The following is a 24,273-nucleotide window of genomic DNA, read 5'->3' as shown; positions in this document are numbered from 1 at the left end:
CGGAAGCGGCCTCGGCCCGGCGCATCGGCCCATACCGCCTGATCACCCGTCTCGACCCGCCGGCCCCCGGCGCCGCGTCCTCCCCGGCTTCCCCGACGGCCGCGTCCTCCCCGACGGCCGCGCCCCCCGTCCCCTGCCGCCGGTTCGTGGCCCGCTCCGCGGACGGCGAGCGCACCGTCCTGCTCTCCGCGCCGCTCCCCGGCACCGACCCCGTCCGCTTCGCCGCCGAGGCCGACGCCGCCCGCCGTCTCATCGGCCCGTGGATCGCTCCGGTGACGGAGGTCGCCGCCCCCGGCGACACCCCCTGGTACGCCACGCCCTACGTGCCCGCCCTGCCGCTCCCCGTGGCCCTCGCCGTCCACGGCGGCCCGCTGCCCGAGGTGACCGTACGGGCCGTGGGCACCGCCCTCGCCGAGGCCCTCGCCGCCGCGCACGCCCAGGACCTCACCCACGCCGGGGTCTCCCCCGCCGCCGTCCTGCTCACCGCCGACGGCCCCCGGCTGAGCTGCTACGGCGCCGCCCGGGCCGCCGCCCCCGACGGCGAGCCGCGCACCGGCCTGCCCGGCCTCGACCCGGGCGCGCTCGCCCCCGAGCAGGCCACGGGCGGCCGCCCCCGCCCGGCCTGCGACGTCTTCGCGCTCGGCGCGGTCCTCGCGTACGCCGCCACCGGCCACACCGTGCCCGAACGCGACGAGCTCCCGGCCGCCCTGCGCCCGCTCGTCTCCGCCTGCCTGGCCCGCGACCCCGCCGACCGCCCCACCGCGGCCGACCTGATGGCGGCGCTGGCCCCGCCGACCCCGCACCGGACCGTGCTGAACTCCGCGGCCACGCTCCTCGCCCCCGGCTGGCTGCCCGGCCGCGTCGTCGCCGTCCTCGCCCGTCAGTCGGCCGCGCTCCTCGCCGCCGAACTCCCGCCCCTCCCCTCGCACTGACGCACCCGAGCCCTCACGAACACGGATCCGAAGCCGAAGCTGACGCCATGCTGTCCCCCCTGACCCACGACGACCCGACCGCCGTCGCCGCGTACGCCCTCCTCGCCCGCCTCGGTTCCGGCGGCATGGGCACCGTCTACCTGGCCCGCACCCCCGGCGGCCGTACCGTCGCGCTCAAGACGATGCACGCCCGGCTCGGCGCCGACCCGGCGTTCCGCAGCCGTTTCCGGCTGGAGACCGACGCGGCCCGGATCATCGGCGCCCGGCACGGCGCCGCCGTCGTCGACGCCGACCCGCTCGCCGAGACGCCCTGGCTGGCCACCGAGTACGTCCTCGGCCCGCCGCTCGACGACGCCGTCGCCCTCGGCGGCCCCCTCCCCGAACCGACCGTCCGCGCCCTCGGCGCCGCCCTCGCCGGGGCGCTCGCCCAGCTGCACTCCTCGGACGTCGTCCACCGGGACCTGAAGCCCTCCAACGTCCTGGTCACCGCCGACGGGCCGAAGATCATCGACTTCGGCATCGCGCGCGCGGCGGGCGACGACCACCTGACCCGTACGGGAGCGGCGGCCGGCACCCCCGCCTTCATGTCGCCCGAGCAGGCGAGCGGCGAGGAACACACCCCGGCCGGGGACGTGTTCGCCCTCGCCGGGGTCCTGGTCTTCGCCGCCACCGGCCACGGCCCCTTCGGCACCGGCTCCCCCGCGGACCTCCTCTACCGGGTCCGTTACGCCGAACCGGACCTCACCGGCCTGCCGCCCGCACTGCGCCCGCTCCTGGCGGCCTGCCTCGCGAAGGACCCGGCCGCCCGCCCCGGTACCGCCGCCCTGGTACACGGACTCCACGACGGGCACGGCGAGTTCGCCGACCACCTCCCGCCCCTGGTCCTCGCCGACATCGCCCGCCGCGCCACCGACGTGTGGCTCCACTCCCCGCACCGCCTCCCGGCCCCGGCGGCCACCGCGACGGCCCCCACCGCCCCCGCCACCCCGCTCTCCCGGCGCCGCCTCCTCACCTCCGGCGCGGGGGCCGTCCTCGGCGTCTCGGCGGCGGGCGGCGGCCTCTGGGCCTGGCTCTCCTCCCGCCCCTCCGCCCCACCCTCCGCCTCCGGCGCCACGGCGCCCACCGGGCCCACCGCCGTCCCGGCCACGACGGCCTCGGACGGCGCTCCGGCGGCCCTGTGGACGGGCCCGGCCGAGGACCGCGAGGAGAACGTCACGCCGCTGGTCGCGGGGGACGTGGTGGGGTTCCCGGCGAGGGGGACGTTCCGGGCGCTGAGCACCGGCGACGGCGCCGAACTGTGGACCGCGTCCGCGGACCCCCGGCAGGTCGTGACCGACGGCACGCGCTTCTACGTCTCCGACGGCGACTTCGACGGGCCCGGCGTCCTGCGCGTCCGCACCCTGGCGCCCGCCACCGGCCAGGAGGCCGCCCGGACGATCGAGCTCAAGGGCTTCGAGGGGACCAGCTTCGGCACGGAACTCCTGACCGCGGCGGGCGGTCTGCTCTTCGCCGCGTCCCGCCGGGGCAGCCGGGACGACGAGGACGACGAACGGGGCTGGCACCTGCTCGCCGTCGACCTGCGCACGGGCAAGGAGGCCTGGCGCCGGCCGTACGAGTGGGACGGCGTCCGGCCCTGGCTCTCCCGGGTCGTCGGCGACCGGCTGGTCCTCGGCAAGAACAGCGGCGACCTGGAGTCCTTCGTCCTCCAGGTGAGGGACGTACGGACCGGGCGACAACTGTGGCGGCGGAGCGTCCGCCTGACCTCATCGGCTCACTTCAAGCCGGGACAGCTGGCGACCGACGACCAGCACGTGTACCTCGGCGGCGACCGGCTGCGGGCGCTGCGTCTCACCGACGGCGAGATCGCCTGGGAGTACGGCACCGGCTCCACCTCGTTCGGACTGCCCGCCGCGGCGGGCGGCATCGTCTACGCCCAGGAAAAGAGGGAACGCGCGGGGATGGTGGCGGTCAGGGCCGCGATCGGAACACGCCACTGGACCGAGACGCCCACGGAACGCACCTTGTATCCGGACTACTTCACCGTGCCCGTGATCGGCGACCGGTACGTCTACGCCCCCGTCCACGGTGGTCTCAGCGCGATCGACCTCACCGGCACGCGTCGCTCGGCCTGGGTGTTCCCCACGCGGACGACCCGGCACGTCGTGGACAAGGACCGGACCCGGATCTTCGGGGCCGGGCCGACCTCCGTCCTCGCCCTGCCTCTCGCCTGACCTCCCGACCCCACCCCTACTCCCGACGACCCGGAAGATCCCGTGACCCCACAGCCCCTCACCACCGGCGACCCGCTCCGCCTCGGCCCGTACCGACTCCTCGGCATCCTCGGCGAGGGCGGCATGGGCAAGGTGTACGTGGGCCGGGACGGTTCCGGGGCCCCGGCCGCCGTCAAGGTCCTGCGCCCGGAGCTCGCCCACGACCAGCACCTCGCCCAGCGGTTCGTCCGCGAGGCCGACATGGCGCGGGCCGTCACGAGCACGGGCGTCGCGCGGGTCCTCGGCGCGCAGACCGAGGGCGGACGGCCCTGGATCGCGGCCGAGTTCCTCGCGGGACCGACGCTCGACGAGGCGATCCGCGCGTACGGGCCGATGGACGTATCCACGGTCCGCGCGCTCGCCGCCCGCCTCGCCCGCACCCTCCACGACATCCACGCCGTCGGCCTGGTCCACCGCGACCTCAAGCCCGCGAACATCGTGCTCACCTCCACCGGCCCCCGCGTCATCGACTTCGGCATCGCCCGCCCCGAGCACGGGCTGACGCTCACCACCACGGGCCAGATCCCGGTCACGCCCGGATACGGCGCGCCGGAACAGGTCCTCGGGCAGCGCGTCGGCCCCGCCTCGGACGTCTTCTCGCTCGGCGCGGTCCTCGCGTACGCGGCGAGCGGGCGGCGCACCTTCGACGGCGCCCATGTGGCGGCGGTCCAGTACGAGGTCGTGCACGGCGCCCCGGACCTGAGCGCGGTCCCGGCGGAGCTGGCGCAGCTCATCGGGCCGTGCCTGGCGAAGGACCCCGCGCTGCGTCCCGTTCCGCCGCGCATCGCGGAGGCCTTCGCGCCGCCGAAGGGCGCGGACCGTGTGTGGCGCAGGGGCGGTCCGCTCGCTGAGGACATCAGGCGACGCGAGGCGGCCACGAAGCGGCTGGCCGCGCCCGAGGACACGGCCGTACCGACCGCCGGGCCGTCCCGGCGCCGTTTCCTGACCGCGGCGGCGGTCGGCGCGGCCGTGCTCGGCACGGCCGGCGGGGCCGGAGCCTGGTGGCTGAACCGGGACGGGGACGCGTCACCGACGGCCGACGTGCCGCCCGCGGTCGCCGCACCGGAGGCGGCCTTCGCCTCGACCGCCGACAACGAGCAGGGGCAGACCCCCAAAGCCCTCTGGGGCCCCCTCGACGTCGTCGCCCCGAACGGCGAACTCCCCCTTCCCGTGCGGGACGTGCTGATCGTCCACGCGAAGACGGGAGGGCTGCTCGCCTTGGCGGTCACCGACGGCAGGGAGCGCTGGCGGGCCAGGGAGATCGACGCCGACGCCGGTTTCGTCTCGGTCGCCGACCGGCTCGTCGTCGGCTCCGACAAGGACGGCGTCCTGCACGCCTACGTCCCCTCCACCGGCCGCCACGTCTGGCGGACGGATGCGGACGCCGACGACCTCCTCGCCGCCGACGACACCCACGTCTTCTTCGTCACCCGGGACAACCAGCTACGGGCCCTCGACGCCTGGACCCTCGCCACCGCGTGGACCCGCCCCATGACATTGCCGCGCTCGCCGCACGGCCCCGCGAAGGCGGCCGTCGGCCGGAAGCGGCTCGTCATCCACGGCAGGGACGGGCACGTGGAGGCCCTCCACACGGACACGGGCGAGACGGACTGGGAGGGCAAGGGTCTGGGCACCGAGGGCCACGCGCCCGCGATCAGCGGCAACTTCGTCTACTTCGGCGGCCCGAAGCTGGTCGCCCGCAGGCTCGACCGCGGCGACCACCTGTGGGAAGGCGAGTCCGACAACCTCGACGGCCCCGGCATCGGCTGGGGAAGCCCTGCGGCGGAAGCCGACCTCGTCTTCGCCATGGACGGCACCTCCGCCCACAACTACCGCACGGTGCCGGACTCCCGCTGGCCCGAAACGGAGTGGATCGCCTACATGGACACCATGGGGGCGACCGTCACCGCCCCCGTCGTCGCGGGCGCGACGGTCTGGTTCCCGGAACCGGACGACAGCGCCGTCCGCGTCCTGCACAAGGCCACCCAGGACCTCCTCTTCGGCGTGAAGATGCAGCGCCAGGGCCCCTACCAGCTCGTCAGCGACGCCAACCGCGTCTTCGTCGCGCGGGGCGGCAGGATCGCGGCGATGCCCGTTTTCGGCGTCTGAGTGTCCGGACGGTGTCAGCCGCGCCGTGAACGGAGTACGGGCACGGCGACCGCGGCACCGATCAGCACGGCCGCGCCGATCCCCAGGCCGATCCACAGACCGGAGTCGCCGCCCTCGTCCGCCGCCGCCTGCGGGGCGGGGGCCGGCGCCGGGGCGGAGGCGGGCGCGGAGGACTCGGCGGGCTCCGGCTCTCCGGCGGTGGGCGCCGCGGACGAGGTCTCCGGGGCGGCCTCGGTGAGGTCGTCGATCGGCCGGACGTCGGCCGGACCGGGGTCACCGGGCGTCTTGAGCGTACGCAGCGGCCGGATGGCGCCGTAACCGATGTAGTCGCTGCGCTTCTCGCCGCCCGTGGGCTTCGCGATGGTGTTGAGCATGACCTTGAGGACCTGGTTGTTGGTCCACTCGGGGTGCTCCGCCCAGAGCAGCGCGGCGGCGGCGGAGGCGAGGGCGGTGGCGTGGCTCGTACCGCTGCCGCGGCAGAGTCCGGTGCCACCTCCACAGGCGTGGACGACGTCCTTGCCGGGGGCGACGATGTCCACCTGGGCACCGTACTGGGACATCGGGATGCGCTTCAGCTTGGAGTCGATGGCGCCGACGCCGACGACGCCGGGGGTTGCCGCCGGGTATGCGATGTGGTTGCCCTTGTCGCCGGAGTTTCCGACACCCGCGAAAACGAGAGCTCCCTTGTCGAGCGCGTACTTCACGGCGTCGGTGAGCGCCTGGGAGCCGGCGGTGGAAGCGACGGAGAGGTTGATGACCTTGGCACCGGAGTCAGCCGCGTACCTGATGGCCGGGGGGATGACCCGGTTGAAGTCCTTCTCGCTGTCCGCCATGCTGCCGTCGCCCGCCTGCAGGCCGGGGACGCGCACCGGAAGGATCTTGGCTCCGGGAGCCAGGCCGAAAGCCCCGTTCCCGCCGTCCTTGGCACCGGTACCGGCGATCAGACCGGCCATGCCGGTGCCATGACCGTCGTAGTCGGTGAACTGGTCGCCCGACTCTTGACCGGCGGCGAAGTCCTTGCCGTCCAGCACCTGCCCGCGGAGGTCCGGGTTGGTCTTGTCCACGCCGGTGTCGATCACCGCGACGGTGACGCCCTCACCCGTGCTGAGCTGCCAGATCTTCTCCGCGCCCATCGCGGTCAACTGCCACTGCTGGTCGCGGATTCCTTCCGCGTGGGCGGGCACGGAAGCGATGCCCACCAGCAGCATCCCCAAGGCGGCCGAGGCGGTGACCCGGGCACGGCTCCGACGAATACTGCTGGTACGCATCTGCTTCCTCGCGCTGATCAGTCGATGACGGGCGGCGCCGTGCGGCGGTTGCCCTGCTGCCAGGTCTCCTCGTCCTCGACCAGGTAGTCGGGACGCTCTCCGTTCTTCTCCTCGCGCCGCTCGCCCGCCGGGGTGGAGGCGCCGCGCACGAGGCCGGTGCCGCCCGGCGTGAACGGTCGGGCGCCGCCCGTCGCGGCGGCGCGCTGCGCCGTGCCGCCGACGACACCGCCGGTCTCGCCGGCGAGGCGGCGGCCGCCGCTGATGCCGTTGTTCCCGGCGCCCATGCCGCCGCCCATGCCGGTGCCCATGCCGCCGCCCAGGGGGGCGCGGCCCATGCCCGTGCCGTTGCGGCCGCCCTGCTCCGTACCGATCACGGTGCTGCGCGGGATGCCCGTCGAGGTCCGCCCCTGTGTGGTGGGGACGGGCCGGCCGCCGCTGATGCCGTCGCGGGCGCCGGACACCGGGCCGGTGCCGTACGGCAGGCCGCGCGTACCGCCACCGGGCAGCGTGTTCCGCGTGCCGCCGGTGACCGGGCCGGTGGGCGGCAGGGTCGTCGGGCCGCCCTTGCCGGTGAAGGGCGGGATGCCGGTGGTCGTGGTCAGGAGCGGAGGCGTGCCGCCCTCCGGCTTGGTCATCGGCGGCGGGCCGCCGGGGGTCTGCGTCGTGGGGCCGGTCGTGGTCGGCGGCAGCGTGCCCACGCTGTCGATGCCGAGGTCGACGGGCGCGTCGGGACGCACCTCGGGCCGGACCTCCGGGCGGACGACCTGGGTCGGCCCGTCGGTGTCACCCTTGGGCGGGATCACGTTCGTGTCCGGCGTGGACGGGATGTCGTGCTGCTGACGCGGGGTCTGCTTCGTCGTCCCCGTGTCCGTACCGGTGGAGTACCTCTCCCCCTGAGAGGACCCGATGTACGAGGAGTCGCCTCCGACCGTGCCGGCGTTCTCCGGCACGAACGCGCCCGGCGGCGGCGGGAACGTCGGCGGCTGCTCGTTCCCCATCTGGAAGCTGGACCACTTGTACGCCTGCGAGAGGCGCACCATCTCGTCCGCGGCCGCCTCCCGGTTGGCGTCCTCCCTGGCCTCCATCGCAGCGAGCTGCTGGCTGGCCTTGCGGGCGATCGTCTCCGAGTCGGGGTCGTTGCGGTACTTCTGCGCGGCTTCCAGGTTCGCCTTGGCCGCCGTGGTGTCCGTGTAGCGGGGGATCGCGCTCTGTGCGTGGGAGATGGCGGCCGCGTTCTCCGTCATCCAGACGGAGCCGCGCGCGCTGTACATCGCGAGGGCGGTGGTCGAGTTCGCCACGTTGGTGGCCCACTCCACGAAGGCCTTCTCGGCCTCGCCCTCCCAGTCCATCCGGCTCATGCTGGTGCGCAGTTGGTCGGCGATGATCTCCAACTGGTCCGCGACGGTCTTCAGCCGCCGGGCCGCGCTGCCCACGTTGAAGCTGCTCGCTTCGTCGAGCCACGCCAACATCTGCTGATGGGACATGCCGCGGAAGTTGGTACCGCCGCCTCCGCCGCCCTCTGCAGGCCTCATCTCTCGCCTCTTCCCCGTGTCCCCGAAATTCCGTCCGCGCGCCCGCCTACTGGAGGGAGGTGTCGCCCTCGGTCGTGTCGCTCTGTCCGCTCGCTCCCGGTCCGCGGCCCGCTTCCTTGTCCGCCTTCTCCTTGGCGTCATAGGTGCGCTGGTGGATCTGGATCATCTTGCGCTTGATGTCGTCGTCCATCTCTTCGATGCTGTTCTGGGAGGCGACGACGGCGATGCCGAGCCCCTCCAGGCAGTCGTTGAGCAGACCCGAGAGCTGTACGAGCTTGCCGAGGACCTCGTCGTAGGCCTGGTAGGCGCCCTGCGCCTCGCCCCAGGCCGCGCCGCCCCCGCCGAACTGGGAGCGCGTCACCGGGTCGGCCTTCAGGTTCCCGGCGCCTGCCTCGGAGCCGTCGAGCTGCGCGATGAGCTTCTCGACGCCCTTCTTGAACGTCTCCATGGAGTCGGCGCTGTACTTCACGGCCTGCGTCCGCATCCCGGACGCCATTCCGCCCACGTAGGCTTCCATGCCCCCGCTCCTCCCCCGTGTGAACAACCGTGCGTCTACTACCCAGTCCGGAAGTCCACTGTAGTCAAGGACGACGACAGTGCGCACCTCCGGGTTGCACAAGCAACGGACATCGCGTGGTTACGAATTGGGCACGGCGACGGCCGCCTGCGGGCGGATCGGGAGGCGGTTGACGGGGCGTCCGGTGGCCGCGCGGACTGCTGAGGCCACCGCGGCGGGGGAGGTGACGACCGGAACCGCGCTCGCCGCTTTCGCGCCGAAGGGGGCGACGACGTCGCGTTCCTCGACGAGTTTCACGATGCGAATGTCCGGGGCATCCAGGGATGTCGGGAGTGCGTAGCCGGTGAGGTCCGGGTGGCGGACCAGGCCGCGGGCCGTGCGGAGGTTCTCCGTGAGGGCCGCGCCGACGCCCTGGGTGACGCCGGCCTCGATGCGGGCGGCGAGCTGGGCGGGGTTGAGGACGCGGCCGACGTCCTGGGCGACGGCCATCTCCACGACCCGTACGGCGCCGAGTTCGATGTCGACGTCGACGACCGCGCGGATCGCGCAGAAGGCGAGGCCGACGAACGCGTCGCCCTGGCCCGCCTCGTCGAGGGGCTCGGTGGGGTGGGGGCGGCACTGGGCGGTGGCCCAGAGTTCCTTGCCGTCCATCGCCTCGGTGACGGTGGTCGAGAGGACCCCGTCGTACGAGGTGATCTTGCCGTCGGTGATCTGGAGCAGCTCGGTCGACATGCCGAACTTGTGGGCCAGCGGCTGGAGGAGCTGGGTGCGGACCATCTTCGCGGCCCGTTCCACGGCGCCGCCCGAGACCCAGGTGTGCCGGCCGTGGGCGGCCGGGCCCGCCGGGGGCTGGTCGGTGTCGACGGGGGCGACGTGGACCTCGTCGATGCCCAGGGTCTCCTGGACGATCTGGCGGGCGAGGGTCGAGAAGCCCGAACCGGTGTCGACGGCCGAGCAGATGACCGTGGCCACCCCGTCCTGGACGCGTACGGTCGCGGTCGACACCTCGTCCGTGCCCTCGGCCCCCAGCATGTGGACCATGCCGAGCGCGTAGCCGACGCCCCGGCGCACCGCGCCCGGCTCGCCCGCTCCCTCGGGGCCGCCGGGCAGCAGCCAGTCGTCCTCGGGGGTGTCCTTGGGCAGCGCGGGCAGCGGGAAGTCCCGTACAGCGCTGAGGAGTTCGGCGACCGGTGCCGGGCATGTGACGGTCTGGCCGGTGGGCAGCAGGTCGCCGGTGGCCAGGACGTTCCGCATCCGCAACTCGGCCGGGTCGACGCCGAGTTTGGCGGCGAGCTTGTCCATCTGGGCCTCGTAGGCCGCGCACACCTGCATCGCGCCCTCGCCCCGCACGTGGCCGGACGGCGGGTTGTTGGTGCGGACCGCCCAGCCCTCGACGAAGGCGTGCGGGACGACGTACGGACCGCAGGCGAAGGCCACGGCGGCGGCGAGGGACTCGGAGGAGGAGTCCGCGTACGCGCCCGCGTCGAGCAGCACCTGTGCCTCCACCTTCACCAGGCGGCCCTCGGCGTCCGCGTGGTGGCGGTAGCGCAGGAGGGTGGGGTGGCGGTGGGCGTGGCCGAGGAAGGACTCCTCGCGGGTGGCGGTGAGCTTGACCGGGCAGCCGGTGCGCAGCGCGAGCAGGCCCAGCGGGATCTGGAAGCCGGGGTCCTCGCGGTCGCCGGTGGCGCCGGGGACGCCGGTGACGACGAGCTTGACCTGCTCGGGCGGCAGGCCGAAGCAGGCGGCGGCGAGGTCGCGGTCGGTGTGCGGGTCGGTCGAGGCGGTGTAGATCTCGACGCCGCCGTCGGGGCGCGGTACGGCGAGGCCCGCCTCGGCGCCGATGGGGGCCGGGTCCTGGCGGCCGATGCGGTAGAGGCCCTCGACGACGACCTCGCCGGTGGCCTCCGGGTCGCCGAACCGGAGCGGGATGTGGCGGATGAGGTTGCCGTCGGGGTGGAGCGGCTCGGCGGCGAAGGCCTTCTCCGGGTCGGTGACCGGTTCGAGGACCTCGTACTCGACGCTGATGGCGGCGGCGGCGAGCCGGGCGGTGTCGGGGTGGTCGGCGGCGACGGCGGCGATGGCCTCGCCGTGGTGGCGGACGAGGCCGTCGGCGAAGACGGGCCGGTCGGCGACCGTGCGGCCGTAGGTGGCGGCGCCGGGCACGTCGGCGGCGGTCACCACCGCCCGTACGCCGGGCATGGCGGCGGCCGCGCTCGTGTCGACGGCGACGATCCGGGCGTGCGGGTGCGGGGAGCGCAGGAGCGCGGCCCAGAGCAGCCCCTCGGCCCACAGGTCGGAGGCGTACGGGAAGGTGCCCTCGGTCTTCGCCCGCGCGTCCGCCTGCGGGAGCGAGGCGCCGATGCCGTGGGCCGCCGTCTCCTGGCCGGGGGCCGGGGCGGCGGCGGTGTCCGGAGCCGCGGTGGTCGCGTCGCTGCTCACGCCATGCCTCCGTCGTGCGGGTGGGGGATCTGGTGCGGGACCCGGGGCGCGTCGGCGCCCTCGGGCGTGGTGGCGGCCGCGGCGGCCTCGCGCTCGGCGACGACGTCCCGTACGGCTTCGAGGACGCCGCGGTAGCCGGAGCAGCGGCAGAGGTTGCCGGCGAGGGCCTGGCGGGTCTCCAGTTCGGTGGGGGCGTGGTTGCCCTCCAGGAGGTCGTGCACGGTCATGCACATGCCCGGGATGCAGAAGCCGCACTGGACGGTGCCGCACCTGGCCATGGCCCGCTGCACGTCCGACGGCTCGCCGTTGGTCGCCAGGCCCTCGACCGTCCGCACCTCGCACCCGGCGGCGGTGGCCGCGGGCACCAGGCAGGAGGCGACGAGCCGGCCGTCGACCTGCACGTTGCAGGCGCCGCACTCGCCTTGCGAGCAGCCGTCCTTGGCCCCGGCGAGGCCGAGGCGCTCGCGCAGGACGTAGAGCAGCGACTCGCCGATCCAGGAGCCCGTGACGGGGCGGTCGGTGCCGTTGACCCGCAGGGTGTACGAGGTGTGGGGGTGCTCGTCGCTGTCGGTGGACGCGACGACGGGCGCGGCGGGGGCAGCGGGGGCGGCGGCCTGGACCGGGGCCTCGGCCGGGGCCGGGTCCTCGACCGGTGCCGGGTCCTCGACCGGTGCCGGGTCCTCGGGCGCCTCCGCCGGCGACGCGTCGGCCGCCACCTCGGGCACGCCCTCGTCCCCGGCCTCCGCCTCGACGGCGGCGGCAGGCTCGGCCACCGGCTCCGGCTTCGGCTCCGGCTCCCGTTCCTGCTCCGGCTCCGGGCCGCCGCTCGCGGTCTCGTCCAGCGCCCAGGGCGCCGTCGCGCCGCCCGGCAGCGTGGCCGGTACCTCGGCGTACGACGGCACGGCCGGCGCCACCGCGGGCTCCGCGGGCCTCTCGGGCTGCGTCCCGGGCTGCTCCGCCGACGAATCCGGGACCGACGGGTCCGGCACCACCCACTGGCCCGTGGAGCCGTCGAACCGCCACTCCGCCGTCGCGTGCGGGTCCTGCCCGCCGTACCCGCCCGACTGCTCACCGGCCGCGAACGGCTCGGCCGCCCCGAAGGGTTCAGCCGCCTGGTACCCGTCGTACCCCTCGTACCCCTGATACGCCTCGGGCGCCCCGTAGGACTCGGCCGTCCCGTACGCCTCCGTCGTACCGAAAACCTCGCCCGTCTCGAATGTCTCGAAACCGACCGGCTGCTCGGCCTCCGTCGGCGGGTGCACCGCCCACTGGCCCGTCGCCGACGGGTCCGTCGAGGGCGGCGGCGACAGCGGCTGGAGCGGGGTGATCATCGGCGGTACGTAGCCGTGGCCCGGCGCCTCCAGGGGCACGCCGTCCAGCATGAAGTCGGGCGGCAGCTGCACGAAGGCCGTGGCGTCCCCGTCGTACCCCTCGCTCTGCGGGATCGGCTCCCATGCCCCCGGGTTGCCCGGGTTCCGCTGCTCTTCCGTGCTCACGACAGTGCCCTCCCCAGTGCCCGTCGGGCCAGCGCGGCGACCGTGCGCCGCAGGTGCAGTACGGCCGGGGGCAACTGCTCGTCGCCCTGCGGGTCCGGGATGCAGGCGGCGGCGACGTACTCGCCGAACGCCGTCAGCGCCTCCGGGGCCAGCCCGCGGTCGTTGTCCCAGTCCACCAGCGAGGCGATCCAGCGCTCCGCCTCCAGGGGGCGCAGCGGCATCGGCGCGACGGCGCCGACGGCGCAGCGCACCCCGCGCCGAGCCGGGTCGAGGACGACGGCGACGGAGGCGGTGGCGCGGGCCGGGCCGGTGCGGCCGGTGGCCTTGAGGAAGACCTGGGGGGCGTGGAGCAGCGGTACGCGGACGAACGCGACCAGCTCGCCCGGGGCCAGCAGGTCGCGGCCCGCGAGGAGGTGCGAGACGGGGATCTCGCGGCTGCCGAGCGGGCCCATGACGACGAGGTCGGCCTCCAGGGCGGCGAGGACGGGCAGCGAGTCGCCGGTGGGCGCGGCGGTGACGACGTTGCCGCCGAGGGTGCCCGCGTTGCGGATCTGCGGCGGTCCGGCGGCGCGGGCGGCGGCGGCGAGCGCCGGGATGAGCGCGGCGAAGTCGGGGCGGCCCATGCGGGCGTGGGTGAGGCCGGCGCCGAGGAGGGCGTGGCCGTCCTGGTACTGCCAGCCGCGGATCTCGTTGATGCGGTTCAGGCCGACGAGCCCGGCGGGGCGGAGACGGCCCCGGTTGACGGCGGTCATGAGGTCGGTGCCGCCCGCGACGGGCACGGCGGCGGGCATGGCGGTGAGTGCCGCCACGGCCTCGTCGAGCGAGACGGGCAGCGTCACGGACTGCGCCGTCTGTGGTGCGTGCGTGGTCAACCCGCTGCCCCTTCCCGGTGTCCCGGTGGTCCCCGATCGTGCCCGGCCGTCGCGCCTGCGTGTGGGCGTACCGTACGTGCTCACACGCCGGACGTGGCAACTCTGGCACATCTTCCGAGCCGTCCGGCGCGAGGGTCCACGAAGGACTGTTCCGTCCCGGACGTCCGAGGAGAGACGGTAACTTCCGTTTCGCCTCTCTTGGGTGACGCGGGGAAGCGAGGTCCCTCACATGTGCGGGGGCGGCCCCTCCAGCGGGCGGCCGGGCACTCCCGGGCGCTGCTGCCAGGGGTGCGGTCCGGTGGGCGGGCGGTAGGCGACGCCGAGGGCGTCCAGGCGCCGGTAGTGGGTCACCATGCGGCGCAGGAAGCCGTCGGTGTCGCGGTCGGCGGGGGTGGGGAGCGCGGACCAGGCGACCTCGGCGAAGGCGGCGAGGCGCGGGAAGACCTGGTAGTCGACGCGGTCGCGGTTCTCCATCACCTCGGTCCAGACGTTGGCCTGGGCGCCGATGACGTGGGCGGCCGCCTCGGCGGAGAGGCCGGGCGGTACGGGCTCGAAGCCGTACACGTCCGCCAGGGTGCGGACGTATCCGATGGGCATCGGCTCGTCGTCGCCCGGCGCCTGGCGGTGGTCGAGGTACACGTACTGCTCGGGGCACATGACGACGTCGTGCCCGGCCTCGGCGGCGGCGATCCCGCCCGCGTACCCCCGCCAGGAGGAGACGGCGGCGCCCTCGGCCAGGCCGCCCTCCAGGATCTCGTCCCAGCCGATGAGGCGGCGGCCGCGGTCGGCGAGCCAGCGGTCGAAGTGGCGGACGAACCACGCCTGGAGGCCGTCCTCGTCCCCGACCCCGAGCTCGGCGATGCGGGCCTGCGCGGTCGGCGAGGCCTTCCACTGGTCCTTGGGGCACTCGTCGCCGCCGATGTGGACGAAGGTGGACGGGAAGAGGTCGAGGACCTCCTCGAAGACGCCCTCGTAGAAGCGGAGGACGGCCTCGGTGGGGGCGAGGACGTTCGGGTTGACGCCCCAGGTGTCCCAGACGGCGAGGGCGGTGGTGTCGACGACGTCGGTGTTGCCGAGTTCGGGGTACGCGGCGATGGCGGCCTGCGAGTGGCCGGGGAGGTCGATCTCGGGGACGACGGTGATGTGCCGCTCGGCGGCGTGCGCGACGATCTCGCGGATGTCGTCCTGGGTGTAGAACCCGCCGTGCGGGGTCTCGTCCCAGTACGGCGAGGCCCGGTGCCCCCACTTGCTGCGGGCCCGCCGGGAGCCGACCTCGGTGAGCCGCGGGTGGCGCTTGATCTCGACGCGCCAGCCCTGGTCGTCGGTGAGGTGGAAGTGGAAGACGTTGAGCTTGTGGGCGGCCATGAGGTCGAGCAGGCGCAGCACGTCGTCCTTGGCCGTGAAGTGCCGCGCGACATCGAGGAGGAGCCCGCGCCAGCCGAAGCGGGGCGCGTCCTCGACGGACTGCGCCGTCACCCCGACGAAGGGGTCCTTCTGCGCGGGCGCGTCCAGGAAGGCGTCGGTGCCGAGGAGCTGACGGAGGGTCTGGGCGCCCCAGAAGACGCCGGCGGGACCGCCGCCGGTGATCTCGACGACGTCGGTGATGAGGGCGTCGAGCCGGTACGCCTCCGGGGCGAGGGTGTCGTCGAGGCGCAGCCGGACGCTTCGGGTGGCGTGCGCGTCGGTGGTGTCCGGCAGCGGGAGCCCGAACGCGGCGCCGACGGTGGCGCGCAGCCAGCGGGCGGTGGACTCGGTGCCGGGGGCGGCGTGCAGGGTCGTGCGCCGGTCGAGGCGGGTGACGCGGCGGTAGGGCCCTTCGACCTTCAGGGGCGCGGGGACGAGGTGCTGGGGGTGGTCGGTCACGGAGTGCCCGCCCAGGGGGTTCCCGGTCATCGTGTCGGTCCCGTCGGAAGCGTGACGTGCAAGCAAGCGTTGCGCCATGCGGACGTTGCATCATGCGCAACGCCCGTTTCGCGATGCGCACATCGGAGGGTAGACATGCCTCCGCCGCCCCCACAAGAGATCTCGCCCCTCTTCCGTCCGGGGCGGCACACAACGCGAAACGGTCCCCGTCCCGCGCACCTGCGTGCACGCGACGGGGACCGTTCCCCGCGGTCGGAGCCGGGTTACTTGCCCTTGCCGCCCTTGTCCTTGTCCTTGTCCCCACCGGAGCCCATGGACTCGTAGATCTCCTTGCACATGGGACAGACCGGGTACTTCTTGGGGTCGCGCCCCGGTACCCAGACCTTTCCGCACAGCGCCACGACGGGCGTGCCGTCGAGGGCGCTCGCCATGATCTTGTCCTTCTGGACGTAGTGGGCGTAGCGCTCGTGGTCGCCGTCACCGTGGGACACCTGCGGCGTCGGCTCGACGAGGGTTCCCGTTCCTGCCCCGCGCTCGGGCTCGAGAGTGCTCATGGGACCCAAGGGTACCCACGTCGGCCGCGGAGCCGGAGCGGTCACCGCTCCACCGGGGCGACGCGCTGCTCCACCGGGGCGGTGCGCTGCTCCACCGGGGCGGTGCGCCGCCAGCGGGCCGGGATGCGCTTGACCATCCAGCGGTTCGCCGGCTCCTCGACGAAGCGGTAGAGCGCCCAGGACATGACCAGGATGACCAGGCCCATGCCCAGCATGCTGAAGAGGGCGGAGTCCTTGTCGGCGATGCGGCCCCACTCGTAGGTGGCGTAGCGGCTCACCGCGTGGTGCAGCAGGTAGAAGCTGTACGACCAGACGCCGAGCAGGATCAGCGGCTTGGCGTTGAGCAGGCCGCGGTGTCCGGCGATCTCGCGCTGGACGAACGCGACGATGATCAGCGCGGCGACGACGGCGAGCGTCGGGCGCAGCGTGTACTCCAGCTGGGCGTCCCACCGGTCGGAGACGCGGGCCTGGAGCTGGAAGTAGGCGAAGACGTAGACGGCCAGCAGCGCCAGCGGCACGAAGGGGCGCAGCGGGACGCGGGCGCCGCGGCGGATCAGCAGGGCGACGGTCATGCCGAGGAGGAACTGCGGCAGGTAGACGGTCGGGTGGCGCATGATCCAGCGGGCGACCGCCGGGTCGTAGGCCTCGAAGGCCCACCAGTTGACCGCCCACATGCCGATGAGGCCGAGGACGGTGAGCGTGACGAGGAGCGGGGTGCGCATCCGGACGACGAAGCGGGCGAGCAGCGGGAAGAGCGCGTAGAAGAGGATCTCGACGCTCAGGGTCCAGGTCACCGGGTTGCCGGGGAGCGTCGGGGAGGCCTCGGGCAGCCAGTTCTGGAGGAGGAAGAGGGAGGCGATGAACGACTTCCACTCCATGACCTCGTTCGCCCGCACGTAGAAGACGTAGTAGGCGAGGACGGCGGCGACGAGGGTGGCCGGCCAGATGCGGGCGACCCGGCGCCAGTAGAAGGCGATCGGGTGCTCGTACGGCTTGTAGACCCAGGTCAGGAGGAAGCCCGAGAGGACGAAGAAGAAGGTGACACCGTGGGCGCCCATCTCCGAGTACGGGAAGATCGACGGGGCTCGGCCGTAGCCCGTCTTGCCGCCCACGCCGGTGAAGTGGTGGGCGAACACGGCGAACGCCGCGAAGAACCTCAGACTCGTGAGCGAGTCGAGGCGGGTGGGCAGTACGTTCCCGACGGATTCGACGGGCACCCGCTTCGAGACCCGGCCGTTCCGGGCGGCGGTTATGACAGGCACGTGGTCATCTCTTGATCGTCTGGGCGCGGCGACGCGCCTCGTGGGCTCGGGAGGGTCGGATCATCGTACGCATCGCGCCCGTCTTCGGACAGACACGTGCCTCCCCGGGCCCTCCCGCGCTCTCCCGCCCCACCCGCCTCAGTTGAGCGACGGGTCGTCCGGGTACGTCGCGACCATCGCGAGTTCGCCGCGCTGGCGGCGCAGCACCTGGCGCCACAGCGTCTCGGGGCGCGGCGACGAGACGTCGCCGGGCTCCGACTCGACCACGTACCAGGCGCCGTCGCCGAGCTCGGTCTCCAGCTGGCCCGGGCCCCAGCCGGCGTACCCGGCGAAGATCCGGAGCGAGCCGAGGGCGGGTCCGAGCAGCTCGGGCGGGGTCTCCAGGTCGACGAGGCCGATGGCGCCGTACACGCGCCGCCAGCCGAGGGGGCCCTCGTCGCCGGGGATCACGGCGACGCCGAGCGCGGCGTCGAGGGAGACGGGGCCGCCCTGGAAGACGACGCCGGGCTCGCCCGCGAGTTCCGCCCAGGGCGCGAGGATGTCGCCGACGGTGACGGGCGTCGGCCGGTTGAGGACCACGCCGAGGGAACCCTCGTCGTCGTGGTCGAGCAGCAGGACGACCGCGCGGTCGAAGTTCGGGTCCGCCAGCGCGGGGGTGGCCACGAGCAGCCGTCCTGTGAGCGAGGACACCTCGGTCATGCGACACATGATCCCGCATGCGCGGCGTTCGCGGGGGTTGTCGGCCGCATTGCGGGGCACGTGGGCCGGAAGACGACGAGCCGCGCAGTTCAGAAGGGGCGGGACGGTCGGGCGGGAACCGGACGGGCGGGACAACCGGACGGTGACACTCCGCAAGATCACGGAAGCAGAGGGTGTTGTGCCGAATTCATTACATCTGACGGGGCCCCCGACACGCCCGAAGGGGGTGTGATGGACCCTTACCCTTTTCTCTGGCCACCCGACCGACCTTCACCGGAACGCGAGATTCATGACCGGCACTGACGATGTCCTGCTTGTCCACGGCGGCACCCCGCTGGAGGGCGAGATCCGCGTCCGCGGCGCGAAGAACCTCGTGCCCAAGGCGATGGTCGCCGCCCTGCTGGGCAGCGGTCCGAGCCGACTGCGCAACGTGCCCGACATCCGTGATGTCCGGGTGGTCCGCGGCCTGCTCCAGCTGCACGGGGTGACGGTCCGTCCGGGCGAGGAGCCCGGCGAGCTCGTCCTCGACCCGACGCACGTCGAGTCCGCCAACGTGGCCGACATCGATGCCCACGCCGGTTCGTCCCGCATCCCGATCCTCTTCTGCGGCCCGCTGCTGCACCGCCTCGGCCACGCCTTCATCCCGGGCCTCGGCGGCTGCGACATCGGCGGCCGGCCGATCGACTTCCACTTCGACGTGCTGCGCCAGTTCGGCGCCACCATCGAGAAGCGGGCCGACGGCCAGTACCTGGAGGCCCCGCAGCGCCTTCGCGGTTGCAAGATCCGCCTCCCGTACCCCTCGGTCGGCTCGACCGAGCAGGTGCTGCTCACCGCCGTCCTCGCCGAGGGCGTCACCGAGCTCTCGAACGCGGCCGTGGAGCCGGAGATCGAGGACCTGATCTGCGTCCTGCAGAAGATGGGCGCCATCATCTCGATGGACACCGACCGGACCATCCGGATCACCGGTGTCGACCGGCTCGACGGCTACACCCACCGCGCGCTCCCGGACCGCCTGGAGGCGGCCTCCTGGGCGTCGGCGGCGCTCGCCACCGAGGGCAACATCTACGTGCGCGGCGCCCAGCAGCGCTCGATGATGACCTTCCTCAACACCTACCGGAAGGTCGGCGGCGCCTTCGAGATCGACGACGAGGGCATCCGCTTCTGGCACCCGGGCGGTTCCCTCAACGCGATCGCCCTGGAGACGGACGTCCATCCCGGCTTCCAGACGGACTGGCAGCAGCCCCTGGTCGTGGCCCTGACGCAGGCCTCCGGCCTCTCCATCGTCCACGAGACGGTGTACGAGTCGCGGCTCGGCTTCACCTCCGCGCTGAACCAGATGGGTGCTCACATCCAGCTGTACCGCGAGTGCCTGGGCGGTTCGGACTGCCGCTTCGGCCAGCGGAACTTCCTGCACTCGGCGGTCGTCAGCGGCCCGACGAAGCTCCAGGGCGCGGACCTCGTCATCCCGGACCTGCGCGGCGGCTTCTCGTACCTGATCGCGGCGCTCGCGGCGCAGGGCACCTCGCGGGTCCACGGCATCGACCTGATCAACCGCGGCTACGAGAACTTCATGGAGAAGCTGGTCGAGCTCGGCGCCAAGGTCGAGCTGCCGGGCAGCGCGCTGGTCTGACGGAAGCCCCCGGCAGGAGCCCGCCACGCGCCTGCCGGGCTTCTGACGGGCCTCTGACGGGCTTCTGGAGGACAGACGAGAGGGCGGCCACCCCGGAACAGGGTGGCCGCCCTCTTTGCGCCTACAGGCTGCCTTACTTGCCCTTGGCGGCTTCCTTGAGCTTCGAGCCCGCGGAGACCTTCACGCTGTAGCCGGCCGGGATGTCGATCGGGTCGCCGGTCTGCGGGTTACGAGCGGTGCGAGCGGCACGGTGGGTGCGCTCGAAGGTCAGGAAGCCGGGGATGGTGACCTTCTCGTCGCCCTTGGCAACGACCTCACCGACGGTCTCGGCGAGAGCGGCCAGCACGGCGTCGGCGTCCTTGCGGGTCACCTCGGCGCGGTCGGCCAGCGCGGCCACCAGCTCACTGCGGTTCATGTTGTTACTCCCGTGTTCTTCTTGCCTGTAAGGCGTGCCACGCGGCGGAAGCCGCGTGAGTAGGTACAGCGAAGCCGATGCTGCCAGGGCCCTCGGACAGTCCCCGGACCCGGGTCCATTGACGGACCCTCGCGCCCAAACACGCATCCTGCCCCCACCAGCGGCGGGAACGCCAATCCGGCACCCCCTGGGGTCACACGAAAAGCGCCTGAATCTCCAGGCGTGACGTCGCGCCGACTCCGCGAAATGCACGCGGAGCCGGACAACCACCCTAAAGGCGGGTTTAAGGTACGGCGACCCGCGACACGCTCAGGCGCCGGCGCCCGCCGCCTTCGCCGCCGTGCGGACCGCGCCGGCGACCGCGCCCGCGACCTTGTCGTTGAAGACCGACGGGATGATGTAGTTCGGGTTCAGCTCGTCCTCGGTGACGACGTCCGCGAGCGCCGTGGCGGCCGCGAGCATCATCTCGGTGTTGACCGTACGCGACTGGGCGTCGAGCAGGCCGCGGAAGACGCCTGGGAACACCAGCACGTTGTTGATCTGGTTCGGGAAGTCCGAGCGGCCGGTGGCCACCACGGCCGCGGTCTGCCGCGCGGCGGCCGGGTCGACCTCCGGGTCGGGGTTCGCGAGCGCGAAGACGATCGCGTCCTCGGCCATCGCGGCGACGTCCTCGGCGCCCAGCAGGTTCGGGGCGGAGACGCCGATGAAGACGTCCGCGCCGACAACGGCCTGCTTGAGGGTGCCGGTGACGCCCTCCGGGTTGGTGTTGTCGGCGATCCAGCGCAGCGGCGAGTCGGCGTGCGCGTCGACCAGGTCCGCGCGGTCCGCGTGGACGACGCCGTGGATGTCGGCGACGACGGCGTGCTTCACGCCGGCGGCCAGGAGCAGCTTGAGGATGGCCGTACCGGCCGCGCCCGCGCCGGACATGACGACCCGTACGTCCCCGATGCCCTTGCCGACGACGCGGAGCGCGTTGGTGAGGGCGGCGAGGACGACGATGGCGGTACCGTGCTGGTCGTCGTGGAAGACGGGGATGTCGAGGGCCTCGCGCAGCCGGGCCTCGATCTCGAAGCAGCGCGGCGCGGAGATGTCCTCCAGATTGATGCCCGCGAAGCCGGGGGCGATCGCCTTGACGATCTCGACGATCGCGTCGGTGTCCTGGGTGTCGAGGCAGATCGGCCAGGCGTCGATGCCGGCGAACCGCTTGAAGAGGGCGGCCTTGCCCTCCATGACGGGCAGCGCGGCCTTGGGGCCGATGTTGCCGAGGCCGAGCACGGCCGAGCCGTCGGTGACGACCGCGACGGAGTTGCGCTTGATGGTGAGGCGGCGGGCGTCCTCGGGGTTCTCGGCGATGGCCATGCACACCCGGGCGACGCCCGGGGTGTAGATCATCGAGAGGTCGTCACGATTGCGGATGGGGTGCTTGGACGCCATCTCGATCTTGCCGCCGAGGTGCATCAGGAACGTGCGGTCCGAGACCTTGCCGAGGACGACGCCCTCGATGGTGCGCAGCTGCGCGACGATCTCGTCGGCGTGCGCGGTGGAGGTCGCGGCGATGGTGACGTCGATGCGGAGCTTCTCGTGGCCGGAGGCGGTCACGTCGAGGCCGGTGACGGATCCGCCGTGGGACTCGACCGCGGTGGTGAGCTGTGAGACCGCGGTGCCGCTCGCGGGCACCTCCAGGCGGACCGTCATCGAGTACGAAACGCTGGGCGCCGTTGCCATGGCCGGGTTCCTCTGCTTTCCCTAGCTTCGTTGCTACGCCGCCCCGGCTGGTTGCCCGGCGACGCCCTCCGATGGTCGCACCTACCCGCCGGTAGCAGGTAATGCGGTCATTTTGTTTTCGGAAAGTAGTTTCCACCATACGAGAGACACCGGGGAAGCAGAAGAGGCCCCCGTCACCTGAGGTGACCTGGGGCCTCAACTTTGGATGTACGTCTAAGTGGCACCGACCCGCCATGCTCGCCTCGCGGCAAGTGGTCCCTCTGAGGGACGAAGGTTGGGCCCGGGGGCTTGGATCGAGCCGGTGCCACGACAAGGCTAACAAACCACCCTGCCCGGTGATTCCCGCCGCGCGAGTTGACCGGAAATCAGTCCCGCAGCAGGTCCGGCACCCCCGCCCCGTCCGGCAGGTCGCGCTCGCCCGACACCACCGTCAGGGCCTGCGTGGAGCGGGTGAGCGCCACGTACAGCACCCGGAGCCCCGCCGGCGACTCGTCGGCGATCTCCGCGGGCGAGACCACCACCGTGGCGTCGTACTCCAGGCCCTTCGCCTCCAGGGAGCCGAGCGCCACCACCCGGTCGCCGAGCCCGGCCAGCCAGCGGGCGGCCTGCTCGCGCCGGTTCATGGCGACGACCACGCCGACCGTGCCCTCGACCTCGGTGAGGAGCCGCTCCGCCTCGGACCGTACGGTTTCGGCCAGCTGGTCCTTGGCCGGAACCGCTACGAAGCGGGGCCGCACCCCCGTGGACCGGACCGCGCGCGGCGACTCCATGCCCGGCATGGCGAGGGCCAGGACCCGGGCGGCCAGCTCGGCGATCTCCGCCGGGTTCCGGTAGTTCACGGTGAGCTCGAAGCGGCGGCGGGGCCGGCTGCCCAGCGCCTCGTCGCGCGCAGCCGCGGCCTCGTCCGGGTCCGACCAGGAGGACTGGGCCGGGTCGCCGACGACCGTCCAGGTGGCGTGCCGGCCGCGGCGGCCGACCATCCGCCACTGCATGGGCGTGAGGTCCTGGGCCTCGTCGACGATGACGTGCGCGTACTCCGTGCGCTCCGCCGCGAGCCGCTCGGCCCGCTCCCGCTGCGTCTCCTCCCGTACCGGCATCAGCTCCTCCAGGCCGGTGAGCTGGTCCAGCGGGTCGTACTCCCGCTTCCGCTTCGGCCGGGCGGGCGCGCCGAGCAGCGTGTTCAGCTCGTCGAGCAGGGCCACGTCGTGCACGGAGAGCCCCGGGCGGCGCAGCGAACGGGCGACCCGGCGCACCTCGCCCGGGTTCAGGACGCGGCGGGCCCAGCGCCCCAGCCGCTTCTCGTCGCCCATGGCGTCGAGGACCCCGCGCGGGGTCAGCTCGGGCCACCAGGCGTCGAGGAACGAGAGGAAGGAGTCCTCGGTGGACACGTCCTCGTCGAAGGAGGACCGCAGCTCGGCGGCGAGCTCCGGGTCGCTGTGCCGGCCGACGGCGCCGGACTTCGCGTACAGCGCGTCCAGGAGGAGCCTGCGGGCGCGCGGCCGCAGCAGGTTGACCGGGGCGGTGCCGGACAGGACGTTCTGCCGGATGCGCCGCAGCTCGGCCTCCTCCAGCTCCAGACGGCGCCCGAAGGCGACGACGCGCAGCAGCCGGGGCGCCTCGGCGCCCTCCAGGGCGCCGCGGGCGGCCTTGCGGAGCACCGCGAGCATGCGGGAGGAGCCCTTGACGCGGGAGACGGCCGGCTCGTCGTACGCGTCCGCCTCCGCCCCGTCGACCAGGCTGCCGAGCGCCCGGATGGCGACCTGCCCCTCCTCGCCCAGCGAGGGCAGCACGCCCTCGGTGTACGAGACGAGGAGCGGGGTCGGCGAGACGATGAGGATGCCGCCCGCGTACCGCCGCCGGTCCTGGTAGAGCAGGTACGCGGCCCGGTGCAGCGCCACCGCGGTCTTGCCGGTGCCGGGCCCGCCCTCGACGTACGTGACGGAGGCGGCGGGCGCGCGGATGACGAGGTCCTGCTCGGCCTGGATGGAGGAGACGATGTCCCGCATCGAGTGGCCGCGGGCCTGGCCGAGGGCGGCCATCAGGGCGCCGTCGCCGATCGCGGGCAGCTCGCGCCCGTCGAGGGTGGCGGTCAGCTCGGGGCGCATCAGGTCGTCCTCGACGCCGAGGACCCTGCGGCCCTTGGAGCGGATGACGCGGCGGCGCACCACTCGGCCGGGGTCGACGGGGGTGGCGCGGTAGAACGGCGCGGCGGCGGGCGCCCGCCAGTCGATGACGAGCGGCGCGTAGTCCGAGTCGAGCACGCCGATCCGCCCGATGTGCAGGGTCTCGCCGATGTCGGCGGTGTTGTCGGGGCGTACGGCGTCCTCGGCGGGCTCCACGGAGGTGTAGGCGCCGTCGGGGCCCTTCTTGCCGTCCTTCCCGTACAGGAGGTCGATGCGCCCGAAGAGGAAGTCCTCGAACTCGTTGTTGAGCCGGTTGAGGTGGATCCCGGCGCGGAAGACCTGCGCGTCGCGCTCGGCGAGGGCGCCGGGCGTGCCGACCTGACCCCGCTGGGCGGCGTCGTTCATCAGGAACTCCGCCTCGTGGATCTTCTCCTCCAGTCGGCGGTAGACCTGGTCCAGATGTTCCTGCTCCACACCGATCTCACGGTCCCGGACCGTGTCCACGGCTTCCTGCGCGGCCACTAAGGCCCCCTTCTGACGTGCACTGGGCAGCCGTCGAGCGTACGC

17 protein-coding genes are annotated in these 24,273 nt (G+C 73.4%); 4 read left to right on the top strand and 13 right to left on the bottom strand.

The features are described from left to right. The first annotated feature begins 23 nt into the window (after positions 1–23). The 3 genes from ACWDVG_RS13760 to ACWDVG_RS13750 are packed head-to-tail and all read left to right on the top strand — an operon-like array spanning position 24 to position 5,311. The gene (locus tag ACWDVG_RS13760) at positions 24–932 is read left to right on the top strand and encodes a serine/threonine protein kinase (RefSeq protein WP_451699407.1); all 909 of its coding nucleotides are present in this window, start codon (positions 24–26) and stop codon (positions 930–932) included. Between the two features lie 47 nt (positions 933–979). Next, a complete protein-coding gene (locus ACWDVG_RS13755; protein ID WP_451699321.1) occupies positions 980–3,163 on the top strand; it encodes a protein kinase domain-containing protein in 2,184 nt (727 codons plus the stop codon). 42 nt (positions 3,164–3,205) lie between these two features. After that, entirely contained in the window at positions 3,206–5,311 is a 2,106-nt protein-coding gene (locus tag ACWDVG_RS13750) for a serine/threonine-protein kinase (RefSeq protein WP_451699320.1), read from the top strand. Between the two features lie 14 nt (positions 5,312–5,325). Here the strand turns inward: ACWDVG_RS13750 and mycP are convergent, their stop codons facing one another. From mycP to ACWDVG_RS13700, 10 genes are all read right to left on the bottom strand, one after another. Continuing rightward, the gene (mycP, locus tag ACWDVG_RS13745; protein WP_451699319.1) at positions 5,326–6,579 is read right to left on the bottom strand and encodes a type VII secretion-associated serine protease mycosin; all 1,254 of its coding nucleotides are present in this window, start codon (positions 6,577–6,579) and stop codon (positions 5,326–5,328) included. 17 nt (positions 6,580–6,596) lie between these two features. Then, positions 6,597–8,063, bottom strand: a complete 1,467-nt coding sequence (locus ACWDVG_RS13740) for a hypothetical protein (RefSeq protein ID WP_451699317.1) — start codon at positions 8,061–8,063, stop codon at positions 6,597–6,599. A gap of 94 nt (positions 8,064–8,157) precedes the next feature. Next, entirely contained in the window at positions 8,158–8,628 is a 471-nt protein-coding gene (locus ACWDVG_RS13735) for a hypothetical protein (protein ID WP_451699315.1), read from the bottom strand. Between the two features lie 120 nt (positions 8,629–8,748). Further along, positions 8,749–11,067: a xanthine dehydrogenase family protein molybdopterin-binding subunit gene (locus ACWDVG_RS13730; RefSeq protein WP_451699313.1), complete on the bottom strand. Its 2,319-nt coding sequence runs from the start codon at positions 11,065–11,067 to the stop codon at positions 8,749–8,751. Continuing rightward, positions 11,064–12,563, bottom strand: coding sequence for a 2Fe-2S iron-sulfur cluster-binding protein (locus tag ACWDVG_RS13725; protein WP_451699310.1), 1,500 nt, complete (start codon positions 12,561–12,563; stop codon positions 11,064–11,066). The genes ACWDVG_RS13730 and ACWDVG_RS13725 overlap by 4 nt, the downstream gene beginning before the upstream one ends. After that, positions 12,560–13,435: an FAD binding domain-containing protein gene (locus ACWDVG_RS13720; protein WP_451699308.1), complete on the bottom strand. Its 876-nt coding sequence runs from the start codon at positions 13,433–13,435 to the stop codon at positions 12,560–12,562. Before ACWDVG_RS13720 ends, ACWDVG_RS13725 begins: the two co-directional genes overlap by 4 nt. Before the next feature lie 225 nt (positions 13,436–13,660). Continuing rightward, on the bottom strand, positions 13,661–15,328 hold the full coding sequence (locus ACWDVG_RS13715) for a beta-N-acetylhexosaminidase (RefSeq protein WP_451699306.1): 1,668 nt from the start codon (positions 15,326–15,328) through the stop codon (positions 13,661–13,663). 233 nt (positions 15,329–15,561) lie between these two features. After that, positions 15,562–15,852, bottom strand: a complete 291-nt coding sequence (locus ACWDVG_RS13710; protein ID WP_037879418.1) for a DUF3039 domain-containing protein — start codon at positions 15,850–15,852, stop codon at positions 15,562–15,564. A 41-nt stretch (positions 15,853–15,893) separates the two neighbouring features. Continuing rightward, positions 15,894–17,114: an acyltransferase family protein gene (locus ACWDVG_RS13705; RefSeq protein ID WP_451699304.1), complete on the bottom strand. Its 1,221-nt coding sequence runs from the start codon at positions 17,112–17,114 to the stop codon at positions 15,894–15,896. A 138-nt stretch (positions 17,115–17,252) separates the two neighbouring features. After that, positions 17,253–17,813, bottom strand: a complete 561-nt coding sequence (locus tag ACWDVG_RS13700; RefSeq protein WP_451699301.1) for a YqgE/AlgH family protein — start codon at positions 17,811–17,813, stop codon at positions 17,253–17,255. 289 nt (positions 17,814–18,102) lie between these two features. Between ACWDVG_RS13700 and murA the strand changes: the two genes are divergently transcribed. Then, the gene (murA, locus tag ACWDVG_RS13695; RefSeq protein WP_451699299.1) at positions 18,103–19,443 is read left to right on the top strand and encodes a UDP-N-acetylglucosamine 1-carboxyvinyltransferase; all 1,341 of its coding nucleotides are present in this window, start codon (positions 18,103–18,105) and stop codon (positions 19,441–19,443) included. Positions 19,444–19,576: 133 nt separating this feature from the next. Here murA and ACWDVG_RS13690 read toward each other — a convergent pair whose 3' ends face one another. The 3 genes from ACWDVG_RS13690 to ACWDVG_RS13680 all read right to left on the bottom strand — a co-directional run bounded on the left by ACWDVG_RS13690 (position 19,577) and on the right by ACWDVG_RS13680 (position 24,228). Continuing rightward, a complete protein-coding gene (locus tag ACWDVG_RS13690) occupies positions 19,577–19,858 on the bottom strand; it encodes an HU family DNA-binding protein (RefSeq protein WP_015033921.1) in 282 nt (93 codons plus the stop codon). Between the two features lie 309 nt (positions 19,859–20,167). Then, positions 20,168–21,583: a malic enzyme-like NAD(P)-binding protein gene (locus ACWDVG_RS13685; RefSeq protein WP_451699296.1), complete on the bottom strand. Its 1,416-nt coding sequence runs from the start codon at positions 21,581–21,583 to the stop codon at positions 20,168–20,170. Positions 21,584–21,948: 365 nt separating this feature from the next. After that, on the bottom strand, positions 21,949–24,228 hold the full coding sequence (locus ACWDVG_RS13680) for a HelD family protein (protein ID WP_451699294.1): 2,280 nt from the start codon (positions 24,226–24,228) through the stop codon (positions 21,949–21,951). Positions 24,229–24,273: the final 45 nt, after the last annotated feature.

It is taken from the genome of Streptomyces sp. NPDC003327, assembly GCF_053589515.1.
The sequence above is the reverse complement of the archived record's forward strand: the minus strand, read 5'-3'. Positions and strand labels throughout refer to the sequence as shown.

Excerpts from the sequence above, each read along its gene's own strand:
- ACWDVG_RS13735 (WP_451699315.1), bottom strand. The coding sequence starts at position 8,628 with ATGGAAGCCTACGTGGGCGGAATGGCGTCCGGGATGCGGACGCAGGCC.
- ACWDVG_RS13710 (WP_037879418.1), bottom strand. The coding sequence starts at position 15,852 with ATGAGCACTCTCGAGCCCGAGCGCGGGGCAGGAACGGGAACCCTCGTC.
- ACWDVG_RS13700 (WP_451699301.1), bottom strand. The coding sequence starts at position 17,813 with ATGACCGAGGTGTCCTCGCTCACAGGACGGCTGCTCGTGGCCACCCCC.
- ACWDVG_RS13690 (WP_015033921.1), bottom strand. The coding sequence starts at position 19,858 with ATGAACCGCAGTGAGCTGGTGGCCGCGCTGGCCGACCGCGCCGAGGTG.
- mycP (WP_451699319.1), bottom strand. The coding sequence starts at position 6,579 with ATGCGTACCAGCAGTATTCGTCGGAGCCGTGCCCGGGTCACCGCCTCG.
- ACWDVG_RS13740 (WP_451699317.1), bottom strand. The coding sequence starts at position 8,063 with ATGTCCCATCAGCAGATGTTGGCGTGGCTCGACGAAGCGAGCAGCTTC.
- murA (WP_451699299.1), top strand. The coding sequence starts at position 18,103 with ATGACCGGCACTGACGATGTCCTGCTTGTCCACGGCGGCACCCCGCTG.
- ACWDVG_RS13685 (WP_451699296.1), bottom strand. The coding sequence starts at position 21,583 with ATGGCAACGGCGCCCAGCGTTTCGTACTCGATGACGGTCCGCCTGGAG.
- ACWDVG_RS13755 (WP_451699321.1), top strand. The coding sequence starts at position 980 with ATGCTGTCCCCCCTGACCCACGACGACCCGACCGCCGTCGCCGCGTAC.
- ACWDVG_RS13715 (WP_451699306.1), bottom strand. The coding sequence starts at position 15,328 with ATGACCGGGAACCCCCTGGGCGGGCACTCCGTGACCGACCACCCCCAG.